Below are 12,714 nucleotides of genomic sequence, written 5' to 3' on the forward strand. Positions count from 1 at the left end.
CGCGCCGGACCGGACGACGCGCGCAGCCGGCGCCCGCGCCGCCGCCGAGAGCACGCGATAGGCCTCCGCCACCGCCCGGAACTCCCGCGCGAGCTCCGCCTCGGGACGGCCGAGCGCGCGCGCCCGGTCCGGATGCGTCTCGAGCGCGCGGCGCCGGTAGGCCTCGCGCAGCGCGCCGCGCCAGGCGCTCGCGTGCGGCGCGAACGACGGGCCGAACAGCACGCGCCCCGCGTGCGCGAGCGCCTCGACCGTGATCTCCGCCGTCGCCGTGGTCACCGATATCGCCCGCTCGATGGGTAGCCCTGGCCCGCGCCGCCGGCCAGTTTTCGGCCAGGCGAGCGGGCGGTCGCCCGGCGTCCGGGGCCGCGCACGGGCTGCGCGGGCGGCCTCGGCCCGAAGCGTCCGCTGACTACCGGCCGGGCGCCCGACATGGGATAAGCGACCGCATGATCCGGAAGATCGTTCAGATCGACGAGGCGCGCTGCGACGGCTGCGGCCAGTGCATCCCGTCCTGCGCCGAGGGCGCCATCGCGCTCGTGAACGGGAAGGCGCGGCTCTCGGCCGACGTCCTCTGCGACGGCCTCGGCGCGTGCCTCGGCGAGTGCCCGCAGGGCGCCATCACCGTGATCGAGCGCGAGGCGGCGGCGTTCGACGAGGCGGCGGTGAAGACGCATCTCGAGAAGACCGGCGCGCCGGGTCACGCGCACGCCCACGCCCCGGCTCACCCGGCGCAACCCGCCGCGAGCGCGCCTCCGCCGCGCCCGAGGCCGCGGCTGTCGATCGTCTCGGACCCGGGCCCCGCCGCAGGCGCCGGCTGTCCCGGGTCGCGGCCGCGCACGCTCTCGCCGCGCCCCGTGCCCGTGCCCCTGCCCTCCCGCGCCGGGTCCGGCGCGGGCCCCGCCCAGAGCCGGCTCGGCCAGTGGCCGGTCCAGCTCCACCTCGTGCCCGTGACCGCCCCGTACTTCCAGGGCGCGGACCTGCTCGTCGCCGCCGACTGCGTGCCGTTCGCGTACGCCGGCTTCCACGACGAGCTCCTCGCCGGCAAGGCCCTCGTCGTCGGCTGCCCGAAGCTCGACGACAACCGCTTCTACGCCGAGAAGCTCACCGAGATCCTCACGTGCTCCGACATCCGGAGCGTCACGGTCGCGCGCATGGAGGTGCCGTGCTGCGGCGGAATCGCGATGTCGGCCCGGCACGCCGTGGCGGCGTCCGGGAAGGCGCTGCCGCTCAGGGACGTGGTGGTGGGGGTCGACGGCGCGCTGAGGTGAGCGCGCGGGGGACCCGCCCCGCTGACCGGCGGGTGCCCTGAACCGCGACCGACCTCGACCCCCGTGCGCGAGGCCGGCCCGCACTTTCCCCTGCGCGCCGCCGATGTCCGCGGCATCCTCGCGGCGTGCCCGCCCGCATCCTGCGCTTCGCCCTCGAGGACCTCCGCGCGCGCTATGCCGACCCCTCCGCGGCGGGCGTCGATCCGCGCACGGACACCGCGCCCTTCCGCGCCTTCCGCGCCGCGCTCCTCGAGCTCGCCGCCCGCGCGGCCACCGCCGAGGCCGAGCTCTCGATGTGGTGGGACGGCACGTACAACGGCTACTTCCTCGCGGTGGCCGTCGAGCCGCCGGAGGCGCTCGCGGCCCTCGACGTGGCGCCGGCCTGCCCGCCGGACGACGACCGGGTCGCCGTTCCACGCGCCGACCGCTATCCTCTCGCGCACCTCGAGCCGGGGCGCGCCGTCGTGGCGCGCGACGCGGATGGCGCGAGCTTCGAGGCACCTTTCGGCGCGCCCAGCGGTCACTTCGGCGCGCCCGGCATGAGGAGGATTCCATGAAGGCGGTCCTGTTCGACGGCAAGGGCGGTCCCGAGATCGTGCGCTTCGCCGAGACCTCCGATCCCGCGCCGGTGCGCGGCGAGGTGCTCGTGCGCGTGCGCGCCGCCGCGCTGAACCGCGCCGACCTCCTCCAGCGCCGCGGCCTCTATCCGCCCCCGCCCGGCACGCGTGAGGACATCCCCGGCCTCGAGCTCGCGGGCGAGGTCGCCGCGGTCGGCGCGGGCGTCACCGCCTGGAAGCCCGGCGACCGGGTGATGGCCATCGCCTCGGGCGAGGGGCAGGCGGAGCTCGCCGTCGTGCACGAGCGGATGCTCGTGCGGATCCCGGACGCGCTCTCCTTCGAGGACGCGGCGGCGATCCCCGAGGCCTGCGTCACCTCGCACGACGCGCTCTTCACCCTCGGCGGCCTGCGGCCGGGCTGGCCGGTGCTCATCCACGCCATCGGCTCCGGGGTCTCCACCGCGGCGCTGCAGATCGCGAAGGCGGCCGGCGCGACGGTCATCGGCACCTCCCGCACGGCCGACAAGCTCGAGCGGGCGCGCGCGCTCGGCCTCGACCACGGCCTCCTCGTCTCGAAGGACGAGCCGCGCTTCGCGGACGAGGCGCGGCGCCTCACCGGAAAGCGGGGCGTGCCGCTCGTGCTCGACTTCGTGGGGGCCCCGTACGCGGCGGAGAACCTCGCGGCCCTCGCGAGCGGCGGGCGCGTGGTCGTCATCGGCACGATGGGCGGCCCGAAGGCCCAGCTCGACCTGGGACTCCTCATGCGCACGCGCGCCACCTTCGTCGGCACGGTGCTCCGGCCCCGCCCGCTCGAGGAGAAGATCGCCGCCACCCTGGCGTTCGCGCGCGACGTCCTCCCGCTCGTCGCCTCGGGCAGAGTGAAGCCCATCGTGGACGCGGTGATCCCGGCGGAGCGCGCCCGCGAGGCGCACGAGCGGATGGAGCGCAACGAGAGCTTCGGCAAGCTCGTGCTGAAGTTCTGAGCGTCGCGACGCCGGAGCAGGCTCTCCTCGACTCCCACGCGAGCGCGGGGGGCCGCGTCACCTTCACGTGGAGACCGGCCGCCGCGGCTCCGTGCCGCGCCGCGTTGCGCGCGAGGGTCCCGCGCCCAACGTTCCCTGCATGGCCCGACCTTGGCTCGTCCGCCGGCTGCGCCCGGCGGCCGTCGCCGCCGCGCTCGGCCTCCTCGCCGCGTGCGGTGGCGGCAGCGGGAGCAGCGGCGCGGCGGCACGGGCGGAGGAGCTCCCCCGAAACGAGTGGCGGTGGATCGATCTGCCGGGGACGTCGTGCAGCGACGGATCGCCGACCGGCATCGCGGTGAACCGCGGCGAGGGCGACGACCTCCTCGTCTTCCTGGACGGCGGCGGCGCGTGCTGGGATGCGCTCACCTGCTTCACGCTCGGGCTCGCGAAGCCTGGCCCCTTCGCGGCCCCGGAGTTCGCGGCGCGCGAGGCGGACGTCCCGGGCACGATCCTCGATCGCTCCGCCCCGGGGAACCCGTTCGCGCGCTACACGCTCGTGTTCGTGCCGTACTGCACGGGCGACGTGCACGCCGGAGACGAGATCCAGCGCTACCCTGGATCGCCGCGCCGCTGGTTCCACAAGGGCCGCATCAACGTCGCGCTCGCCCTCGACTGGCTCGACGCGCACCTGGGGGCGCCGCCGAAGGTGGTGGTGAGCGGCGCATCCGCAGGCGGCTTCGGCGCCCTGCTCGCCTTCGACAGCTTCCGCCGCCGCTGGCCGGCGACGCGCGGCTATCTCGTGGACGACTCCGGCCCGCCGCTCGTCGGGGACGACTTCTCTCCCGCGGTGCGCGCCGCCTGGTTCGTGAGCTGGCGCCTCGACGAGGTCCTCCTGCCGCTGTGCGGGACGCGCTGCGCGGAGGACCTGTCGCAGATCTTCCCCACGCTCTCCGCGCGCTACCCGGGAGATCGCCTCGCGCTCCTCTCCTCCACCCGCGACTCGGTCATCCGCACCTTCGCCTTCCTCGAGCCCGCCCGCTTCGAGGCGGCCATCCGCCGGCTCGCGACGGAGGTCATCGCGCCGCTCCCGAACGCGCGCACGTTCCTCGTGCCCGGGGCGACCCACACGCTCGTGGGCGACCCCGCCGCGTTCAGCGCGGGCGGTGTGCCGCTCATGGAGTGGCTGCGCGAGGAGGTGGAGGACGATCCGGCCTGGGCGTCCGTGGGGCCGTGAGACGTGGGGGGAACTCGGAACTCTGGGTCAGGTCGGGCAAGCGGGTCGGGCGCGGCGCGGGCGGGTCGGCGGCCGCCGAGGCCCGCCCGACAGCCGTGCGAGCAGCCGTCCTGGCCGCACGCCGGGTGGACGACCGCTCGGTGAAGGACGGCTCGGCGGCTCGACGGTTCGACGCCCGCGCGGCGAAAGCCCTTCCAACGGGCACGCGCCGCGGCGTGGCGGGCTGCGCACGATATGGCGGAATGCGCCTGCCGAAGGCCGGCGCCTCGCGCAGCCGCTCGCGGCCTGCGCACCCGCGAGGACGCGGGCGCGCGCCGCGACGGGGTCCTCCCGCCCGGACCCGACTGCGCCTCGTCTCGCGGCGGAGAGAAGGCCACCTTCTTGTCCGAGTCGATCCTCACCCGCGCCCGGCCGCTGCTCGTGGCTCGCCTCGCCGGCGCGCTCCTCACGCTCGCGGTCCCGATGGTGCTCGCGCGCGTGCTCGTGCCGGCGTCCTACGGCACGTTCAAGCAGGCCTGGCTCCTCGCCCAGACCGTCGCGCTCGTGCTGCCCATGGGCATGACGATGAGCCTCTACTACTTCGTCCCGCGCGAGCCGGGCGAGCGCGACGCGCACGTCGCGCAGGCGCTCTGGTTCCACCTCGTCCTCGGGATCGCGGCGGCGGCGCTCCTCCTCCTGTGCGCGCCGCTCGTGGACCGGCAGTTCCACAACCCGGAGCTCTCGCGGAACCTGCGCTGGGTGGCCGCCTTCACGGGCCTGCAGATCATCGGGGCGCCGCTCGACATCGCCTGGAACGCCTCCGGCCGCATTGGGGCGGCGGCGGTGGCGCGGCTCCTCACCGAGGTCGCGCGCGGGGCGGCGATCCTCGCCGCCGCCCTCGTCGGCGGCTCCGTCGAGGCGGTGTTCGTCGGGATCACGGCGGCCCACCTGCTCCGCGCGGCCTGGACCTTCGCCGCGCTCGGGCGCGCGCACGGGCTCCGCCCCTCCCTGCCGGCCCTCCGCCGCCAGGCCGCCTACGCGCTGCCGTTCGGCGCCGCCTTCCTGCTCATCGTCCCGCAGCAGCAGCTCCACCACTACGTGGTCGCGGGGGCGGTCTCGGCGGCGGCGTTCGCCGTCTACAGCGTGGGCACGTTCCAGCTCCCGGTCGTCGACATCCTGTACACGCCCGTCTCGGAGCTGCTCCAGATCGGGCTCGCCGAGGTCGAGGGCGCCGGACGGCCGCCGCGCGCCGGGCTGCCGCTCTTCCACGAGGCGGTGCAGCAGCTCGCGTTCGCGTTCCTGCCGCTCATGGGCCTCCTCGGCGTCATCGCCCCGGCGCTCATCGAGCTCCTCTTCTCGGCCCGCTACCTCGAGGCGGTGCCGATCTTCCGGCTCGGCATCCTCTCCGTGGCGCTGGCCGCGCTGCCGCTCGACGGCGTGATGCGCGCGCGCGCCCAGACGGGCTACATGGTCGCGCTCTCGGCGGCGAAGCTCGCCGCCACGGTCCCGCTCGTCGTCGGCGGGCTGCGCGCCGCCGGGCCCATCGGCGCCCTCGGCGGCTGGATCGTCGCCGAAACGCTCGCCCGCGCGCTCATGCTGCATCGCGCGGCCCGCCTGTTCGAGGTGCCGCTCGCCCGCATCCTGCCGGTGCGTGCGCTCGCTCGCCAGCTCGCGGCGACAGGCGTCGGGATGGCGCCTGCCTGGCTGGTGGTGCGCGGGCTCGAGGCGCCGGTCGTGCTGCGCGTCGCGGCCGCGTGCCTCGCCTTCGCCGCGGCGTACCTCGGGCTCTCCTGGGCGCGCGGCTGGCTGCCCGCCGGCTGGATCTCCCTCTTCGCCACGCGCCGCGCCCGCACGGTCGCGGCTCCGTCGGAGCCATGACCCCGTGCCGGGCTCGTCGCAGGAGCGCCGAGCGCGCACCGTCGAGGTGATGCGCCGCGGGAACCCCTGGATCCTCCTCCTCGCCGCTGCTGCGCTTGGCCTCGCCACCGCCGCGCGCCTCCCCGCCGCGTGGGAGAGCGGCAACGCGCTCAACCACGTCTCGGGAGCGTGGATGGCGCTCGCCGACGACCTCGCGCACGGCCGGTTCTACCGGCCGATGGTCGACCCCGAGCTCGGCTACGGCGGGACGCGCTGGTTCCCGCTCGCCTTCGCGGCGCACGCGGGGCTGCGGCGGGCCGGGCTCGATCTCATCGTCGCCGGCTACGCGCTGTCGCTCGCGACCGGGCTGCTCTCCGTCGCCGCCGCGTACGTCCTGCTCCGCCGCGTGGGCACCCCGCGCGCGCCGGCGGCGGCGTTCGCGGCGCTCACGCTCGGTACCTTCGCCACGCAGTACTCGCTGTCCTCCAGCCGCTACGACCTCCTGCCCGTCGGGCTCGGCGCGCTCGGCCTCGCGGCCGTCGCGCGCGGACCGTCAGGCCGAGCGCTCGCGGCGGCGGCGGTCCTCTTCGCGCTCGGGTTCGCCGCGAAGCCCACCGCGCTCACCGCCCCGGCGGCGGCGATGGCCTGGCTGCTCCTCCGGCGCGAGCGCCGGGCCGCGGTCATCCTGGGGGCGGGCGTCGCGGCCGGCATGGTGGCGGTGGTCGGGCTGACCAACGCGTTCTCGGCCGGCCGCTTCTTCGAGCTCCTGGAGGCGACCGCCGTGGGCGGCGGCTCGGCGCGCGATCTCCTCGTCGCGCCGGTCCGGCTCGCCCACGAGATCGCCGTCGAGGATCCGGCGGCGATCGGCCTGCTCGGCGCCTCCCTCGCCGCCGCGCTGGCCGGGCTCCGGGGTCACGTGCGTTCCTCTCGCCGCGGCACCCCTCGCGCGGCCCTGCTGCCCGTGCTCTGGCTCGGGGCGGCGCTCGCCGCGGTGGTGGTGGTGTACGCGTCGCCCGGCACCGGCGTGAACCACCTCGTCGAGGTGGAGGTCGCCGCGGCGCTCTCGCTCGGCACCGCCTGGCGCGCGCGCGGCACCGCCGGGAGCATCGCGCGGGGCCTCGCGCCGGTGGCCTGCGCGCTGGGCCTCGTCGTGGTCGCCGGGATGGCGCGGGAGGACCTCGGCCGCTCGCGCCTCGGCGAGCTGCGCGCCCTCGCCGCCGCGCTCCCGCCAGGCACCGTCCTCTCCGAGGACCCGCTCCTGCCGCTCGTCGCGGGCCAGCGGCCGTTCGTGCTCGACACCTGGATGCTCCGCCTCGCCTCCGAGCGCGATCCCGACCTCGCGCGCCCGCTCCTCGACGAGCTCCGGCGCGACGAGTTCGCGGCGGTCGTCCTCTTCCAGGATCTCGACCTGCCCGGCTCGCGGCGCTGGTACGACCGCGGGAACCTCGGCCTCGACGTGGTGGGGGAGGTCGCGCGCCACTACCGGCTCGCCGAGACGTACGGGCGTTACCACCTGTACCTGCCGGCCCGGGCCGCCCCGACGGACGCGCCGGTGGCGGTCGCGCCCCCGGCACGGACGCGGAGGAGCCAGGGGCCGGTCCCGCCTCGCTCCACGGGGATCCCGGCCTCCTCCGCGGCGCTCGGCGCGCGGGCCACGCCCTGACGGGCCCGGCGGTCTCCATGGCCCGCCCGGCGGGTCGGGGATAGAGTCTCGCCCCGCATGCGCGAGCCCTCCGCCTCGACTCCGGCCACCCCCGTCCTGCCGCCCGCCGTGGCGAAGCGCGAGCTGACCGCCCGCGCCATCGCCATCGCCGTCCTCGTCGCCGCGCTCATGGGCGCGGCGGAGCCGACCGTGGTGCTGCGCATCGGCTACGGGCCGAACATCTCGGTGGTGAGCGCCTTCCTGGGCTTCATCCTCATCTCGATCATCGGCGTGATCACCCGCCGCCGCGGCACGCGCTGGGAGAACAACCTCGTCCAGACCGCCGGGACCGCCGCCGGCTCGGGCGTCGGCTTCATGGCGGTGGTCCTCGCCGCCATCGACATGCTGAACCAGCGCGGGCTCATGAACCTGCACCTCTCGAGCCTGCAGATCTTCGCCTGGCTCGCGCCCTCCGGCCTCCTGGGCGTGCTCCTCGCGGTGCCGCTGCGCAAGCACTACATCGACCAGGAGAACCTCCCCTTCGCGGACGGCACCGCCGCCGGCGAGACGCTGCTCGTCCTCGACGAGGGGCCGAAGCAGGCCGGCCCGCGGGTCGCCGCGCTCGGGTTAGGCGGCGCGGTCTCGGCCGGCCTCACCCTCCTCCGCCAGTCGCTCGGCTGGATCCCGGAGACCTTCGCCTTCCGCTTCCTCACGCCGCACGCCGAGTCGCTGCGGGTCGGAACCGAGCTCGGCGTGCTGTCGCTCGGCGCGGGCATCCTCGTCGGGTTGCGCGTCACGCTCTCCATGGCGCTCGGCATGGTGCTCGCCTGGATCGTCGCGCCCGAGCCGCTCCTCGCGCGCGGCCTCGTCCCGGAGCTCACCTTCAACGCGGTGCTGCAGCGCTGGATCATGTGGCCGGCGACCGGCCTCATGGTGTCGGGCGGCCTCACCGCCCTCGCCCTGAAGTGGAAGGTCATCGCGAAGACGTTCCAGGGCCTCTCCGGGAAGGAGGCGGACGCGGGCGGCGACTTCCCGATGCGCTGGGTGGTGTGGGGCGCGCTCGCCTGCGGGGTGGTCCTCGCCGCCGTGCAGAAGATCTCGCTCGGCTTCCCGCTCTGGCTCTCCGCGGTGTCGGTGCTCCTCTCGATGATCCTCATGCTCGTCGGCATCCGCGTGCTCGGCGAGACGAACTGGGCGCCCATCTCGGCCATGGCGAACGTGATGCAGGCGGTGTTCGCGGTGCTCGCGCCCGGGCACGTGCCGATCAACATGATCGGCTCCGGGATGAGCGGCGCGGTCGCCGCCAACGGCGAGCACCTCATGCAGGACTACCGGGCCGGCCGGATCGTCGGCTCCACGAACCGCCACCTCACCTACCTGCAGCTCATCGGCGTCCCGGTCGGCGCCGCGGCGGTGGCGTTCGCCTATCCGGCGGTGCGGGCCAAGTACGGCATCGGCGGGGAGGGCGGGCTCACCTCCCCCATCTCCGTGAAGTGGGCCGGCTTCGCCGAGCTCCTCTCGAAGGGCTTCGGCGCGCTCCCCACGAGCGCGCTCGTGGCGCTCGTCATCGCCCTCGTCGTCGGGGTGGTGCTCACGGTCCTCGAGTCGAACCCGCGCTTCGGGCGCTACGTGCCCTCGCCGACCGCCATCGGCCTCGGCGCGCTCATCCCGGGCTTCGCGGTCGTGCCGATGGTGATCGGCGGGATCGGCCAGGATCTGTGGCGGCGCCTCAGCCCGCGCACGGAGGAGGTCTACGCGACGCCGCTCGCGTCGGGCTTCATCACCGGCGAGGCGCTCGTGCTGCTCGTCCTCGCGTTCGCCGCGGCGTTCTAGCTCGAGGGATCCCGAAAAGGCGCCGGGCCCGGCGCGTGGCGCCAGGCCCGGTCGGTGTGAAGTCTCGCCGGCGGCCGTCCGCGGCGCAGGGCTCCGGTCGCAGGCGGAGCGTGGCGCCGCGCAGGGGGTGGACGGCTAGCGGACGAACTCCACGTGAGGGTTCATGTGACGGGCGAGGGGTGAGCGCGTCAGAAGCTCGAGCGCGCGCTCCAGGCGCTGATCGCCCATCCCCGGAACGGACTCGTACGCGGCGGAGATCAGCTCACCGAGGGTAGTGACGAGCCGGCGGGTAGCGGTGCTCTTCTCGGAACGACGGCGGCGGTTGGCCTTCATGGTCCCTCCGGTGGGGGCGATTCGGCGTGGCGTGCTCGTCCTCTCCTCACTAGCAATCCGCTTGCCTCGCCCCGACGGTCGGGGTTACAGGGGCTTGGCTCGATCCAGGGGCCCCGGCACCGGTAGACTTTCCAGTGCCTACCTCGAAATCCCGACAGTCCACACGAAGGACGTATCCGGGCTTCCATCGCCCGAAAGAACCACGCCGCCATGCCGACGAAGCCCTCCCGAGAGCTGGACACCTTCCCCAACCCGAAGCCCGAGCGCCCGTTCGAGATCTCGATGGAGTGCCCGGAATTCACCTGCGTGTGCCCGATGACCGGGCAGCCCGACTTCGCCACCATCCGGCTTCGCTACGTCCCGGCGGAGCGTTGCGTGGAGCTGAAGAGCCTGAAGCTCTACCTGTGGAGCTTTCGCGACGAGGGGACGTTCCACGAGGCCGTGACGAACCGGATCTGCGACGACATCGTCCGGGCGATCCAGCCCCGCTGGATCGAGGTCGTGGGCGACTTCGCCGTCCGGGGCGGCATCCACACGGTGGTCACGGCGCGCCAGGGCGAGCGCCCGGCCGGCGTGTAGTCGCCCGGAAAGGCCCCGGCGCGCCCCGGCCGCGCCGGGTTCCCCTCCCCTCCCTCGCGGCCCAGCTTTCCCCCCGGGGGGAGCGCGTTGCGCACGGGCCGGCTGTCCATCGCGTACGTCCACTACGGCGCGCAGAGCGGCGTCACCGACCAGGTGGCGCGCGCGCTCGAGGCGCGCGGGCACGACGTCCGGCTCGTCGAGGCGACGGGGGATCTCGAGCCGCGCGACCCGGTGAGCCGAAGGCTCCGACCCGCGCCCGCGTTCGCCCTGAACCTCGCCGTCGCGGCCGCCCGCTTCGGCCTCGGGCGCAGCGCGCTCGACCACCGCTGGAACACGCCGTACGCGTTCGACCACCACGCGCTCCGCGCCGGCGAGGCGCTGCGGGCGCTCGACCCGCCGCCCCAGGTCGTGCTGCAGAACGGCGCGCTCTTCGCCCCGGGCCTCCCGGCCCCGTACCCGTACGCGCTCCTCCTCGATCACACGCGGGCGCTCGCGATGAGGAGCCCAGCCTGGCCGGTGGCCGGGCTCGCCGCGCCGGTGGACTACGGCGAGGCCTGGCGCGCGCGAGAGACGGCGCTCTACCGTCGAGCCCGCCTCGTCGCGACCTTCAGCGAGAACGTCGCGCGCTCCCTCGCCGACGACTACGGCGTCGATCCGGCGCGCGTCCGCGTGGTGGGCGCCGGCGCGAACACCTTCCCGGGAAACGCGCCCCGCCAGGACGACGGCCGGACGATCCTGTTCGTCGGGCGCGACTTCGCCCGCAAGGGCGGCCCGGTGCTCGCGGAGGCGTTCGCGCGGCTGCGGCGGCTCGAGCCGCGCGCGCGGCTGCTCGTGGCCGGCCCGCCCACGCCGCCGAAGCTGCCCGAGGGGGGACACTGGCTCGGCCCCGTGGAGCTCGACGAGCTGCCCGCCCTCTTCGCGCAGGCGACCGTCTTCGCCATGCCCTCGCTGCGCGAGCCGTTCGGCCTCGCGTTCCTCGACGCGATGGCCTGCGCCGTGCCCTGCGTCGGCCCCGACCACGAGGCGGTGCCCGAGATCGTGAGCGAGGGCGAGACCGGGCTCCTCGTCCCGCCGGGCGACGCCGGCGCGCTCGCGCACGCCCTCGAGCGCCTCCTCGCGGATCCCGTGCGCGCCCGCGCCATGGGCGCGCGCGGCCGCGCCCGCGTCGCGGCCCGCTTCCTCTGGAGCCACGTCGCGGCCCGCCTGGAGCGCGCCCTCCTCTCCGCGGTCTCGCCCCGCGGGAAGGCCGCCTGACGCCGTCCGCGACGCGGCGCGCCGCGGCGCCGGGCGAGCGCGCCGGACGCCGGTGTAGGTGGCGCGCGGCGCCCCCAACGCCCTCGCCCCTCGGATACCCGACACGGCCGCGGAGCCGGGAAAAGGAGCGGTGGGGTAGAATTCCGCCCCAGGTGTCCGATCCCGCACAGCCGCAGGTGGCCCGGTTCGAGCCCGCGTCGCTCCTCGGCTCCGTCCTCGACGGACGGTACGAGCTCGTCGCGCACCTCGCCACGGGCGGCATGGGCGCGGTGTTCCGGGCCCGCCACGTCCACCTGCGCAAGGACGTGGCGGTGAAGGTCCTCCGCCCGGATCTCTCCGCGTCGGCCGACCTCGTCGAGCGGTTCCGGCGCGAGGCCGAGATCGCGAGCGCGCTCGAGCACGACAACATCGTGCGCGTCACCGACTTCGGCCGTTGCCCGGACGGCTGGCTCTTCCTCGTCATGGAGCTCCTCTCCGGCGAGAGCCTCTTCGACCGGCTCCGGCGCGAGGGGTTCCTGTCGCCCGAGGAGGCCGTCCCCGTGCTCTGGCAGGTGTGCGCCGGGCTCGAGGCGGCGCACGCGCTCGGCGTCGTGCACCGCGACCTCAAGCCGGAGAACGTGTTCCTCGCCAGGACCGCGAGCGGGCGCGAGGTCACGAAGCTCCTCGACTTCGGCATCGCGAAGATCGCCGATCCCGCGAGCGGCAGCGCCACGCAGGCCGGCGTCGTGGTCGGCACGCCCGAGTACCTCGCGCCGGAGCAGGCGCTCGGGGGCGAGGTGGACGCGCGCGCCGACCTCTACGCGGTCGGCCTCATCGCCTGGCGGATGCTCGCCGGCCGCCACCCGTTCAAGGCCGACGAGCCGCGCGCCCTCCTCATGATGCAGGCGACGCGCCCGGTGCCGCCGCTCACCGACCCGCGCCCGGACCTCGGCGCCTACCCCGGGCTCGTCGCGGCGATCGCGCGCGCGTGCGCGAAGGAGGCCGACGCGCGCCACCCCTGCGCGAGCGCGCTGCGCGCGGACCTCGCGGGGGCGCTCGGACCGGCGTTCGTCCTGCCGCCGAACGCGACGCCCTCGCCCGCGCTGTCGCTCTCCGGCGCGCAGCTCTCGGCATCGCCGGCGGAGCCGGCGGGCGGCGTCGAGACGCGGCCTGCGCTCGCCCCCGTCGTCCCCGCGCCCGCGCCCGGGTGGCGGCTCCCGCCCGCCGCCGCCCGCCT

Annotated in this window: 12 protein-coding genes; 10 read left to right on the top strand and 2 right to left on the bottom strand. The window is 75.7% G+C overall.

Annotated elements, in window-relative coordinates:
* A partial coding sequence (locus MNZ39_RS20640) for a J domain-containing protein (RefSeq protein ID WP_242340987.1) occupies positions 1-276 on the bottom strand: 276 nt, incomplete at its 3' end.
* A 170-nt stretch (positions 277-446) separates the two neighbouring features.
* Here MNZ39_RS20640 and MNZ39_RS20645 point away from each other — a divergent pair.
* The 7 genes from MNZ39_RS20645 to MNZ39_RS20675 all read left to right on the top strand — a co-directional run bounded on the left by MNZ39_RS20645 (position 447) and on the right by MNZ39_RS20675 (position 9,332).
* Complete coding sequence (locus tag MNZ39_RS20645; protein ID WP_242340988.1) at positions 447-1,268, top strand: ATP-binding protein; 822 nt, start codon at positions 447-449, stop codon at positions 1,266-1,268.
* A gap of 125 nt (positions 1,269-1,393) precedes the next feature.
* Positions 1,394-1,825: a hypothetical protein gene (locus MNZ39_RS20650; RefSeq protein ID WP_242340989.1), complete on the top strand. Its 432-nt coding sequence runs from the start codon at positions 1,394-1,396 to the stop codon at positions 1,823-1,825.
* Positions 1,822-2,808: an NAD(P)H-quinone oxidoreductase gene (locus MNZ39_RS20655; RefSeq protein ID WP_242340990.1), complete on the top strand. Its 987-nt coding sequence runs from the start codon at positions 1,822-1,824 to the stop codon at positions 2,806-2,808. The genes MNZ39_RS20650 and MNZ39_RS20655 overlap by 4 nt, the downstream gene beginning before the upstream one ends.
* A 139-nt stretch (positions 2,809-2,947) precedes the next feature.
* Positions 2,948-4,021 carry a pectinacetylesterase family protein gene (locus tag MNZ39_RS20660; protein WP_242340991.1) on the top strand — a complete coding sequence of 358 codons (1,074 nt, stop codon included), beginning with the start codon at positions 2,948-2,950 and terminating at the stop codon, positions 4,019-4,021.
* Between the two features lie 381 nt (positions 4,022-4,402).
* On the top strand, positions 4,403-5,878 hold the full coding sequence (locus MNZ39_RS20665; protein ID WP_242340992.1) for a lipopolysaccharide biosynthesis protein: 1,476 nt from the start codon (positions 4,403-4,405) through the stop codon (positions 5,876-5,878).
* Between the two features lie 4 nt (positions 5,879-5,882).
* Entirely contained in the window at positions 5,883-7,520 is a 1,638-nt protein-coding gene (locus MNZ39_RS20670; RefSeq protein WP_242340993.1) for a glycosyltransferase 87 family protein, read from the top strand.
* 57 nt (positions 7,521-7,577) lie between these two features.
* Positions 7,578-9,332 carry an OPT/YSL family transporter gene (locus MNZ39_RS20675; protein WP_242340994.1) on the top strand — a complete coding sequence of 585 codons (1,755 nt, stop codon included), beginning with the start codon at positions 7,578-7,580 and terminating at the stop codon, positions 9,330-9,332.
* 135 nt (positions 9,333-9,467) lie between these two features.
* On the opposite strand, the gene MNZ39_RS20680 is transcribed toward MNZ39_RS20675, so the two are convergent.
* On the bottom strand, positions 9,468-9,665 hold the full coding sequence (locus tag MNZ39_RS20680; protein ID WP_242340995.1) for a hypothetical protein: 198 nt from the start codon (positions 9,663-9,665) through the stop codon (positions 9,468-9,470).
* Between the two features lie 210 nt (positions 9,666-9,875).
* Between MNZ39_RS20680 and queF the strand changes: the two genes are divergently transcribed.
* The 3 genes from queF to MNZ39_RS20695 form a co-directional block, all read left to right on the top strand.
* The gene (queF, locus tag MNZ39_RS20685) at positions 9,876-10,244 is read left to right on the top strand and encodes a preQ(1) synthase (RefSeq protein ID WP_242340996.1); all 369 of its coding nucleotides are present in this window, start codon (positions 9,876-9,878) and stop codon (positions 10,242-10,244) included.
* Between the two features lie 87 nt (positions 10,245-10,331).
* A complete protein-coding gene (locus MNZ39_RS20690) occupies positions 10,332-11,498 on the top strand; it encodes a glycosyltransferase family 4 protein (RefSeq protein ID WP_242340997.1) in 1,167 nt (388 codons plus the stop codon).
* A 152-nt stretch (positions 11,499-11,650) separates the two neighbouring features.
* Positions 11,651-12,714, top strand: a 1,064-nt coding sequence (locus MNZ39_RS20695) for a serine/threonine-protein kinase (RefSeq protein ID WP_242340998.1), incomplete at its 3' end; no start/stop codon positions are given.

The organism is Anaeromyxobacter sp. SG66, from assembly GCF_022690805.1.
Lineage (GTDB): Bacteria > Myxococcota > Myxococcia > Myxococcales > Anaeromyxobacteraceae > Anaeromyxobacter > Anaeromyxobacter soli.

Coding starts and splice junctions, on each gene's coding strand:
- MNZ39_RS20655 (WP_242340990.1), top strand. CDS start 1,822: ATGAAGGCGGTCCTGTTCGACGGCAAGGGCGGTCCCGAGATCGTGCGC.
- MNZ39_RS20660 (WP_242340991.1), top strand. CDS start 2,948: ATGGCCCGACCTTGGCTCGTCCGCCGGCTGCGCCCGGCGGCCGTCGCC.
- MNZ39_RS20645 (WP_242340988.1), top strand. CDS start 447: ATGATCCGGAAGATCGTTCAGATCGACGAGGCGCGCTGCGACGGCTGC.
- MNZ39_RS20680 (WP_242340995.1), bottom strand. CDS start 9,665: ATGAAGGCCAACCGCCGCCGTCGTTCCGAGAAGAGCACCGCTACCCGC.
- MNZ39_RS20675 (WP_242340994.1), top strand. CDS start 7,578: ATGCGCGAGCCCTCCGCCTCGACTCCGGCCACCCCCGTCCTGCCGCCC.
- queF (WP_242340996.1), top strand. CDS start 9,876: ATGCCGACGAAGCCCTCCCGAGAGCTGGACACCTTCCCCAACCCGAAG.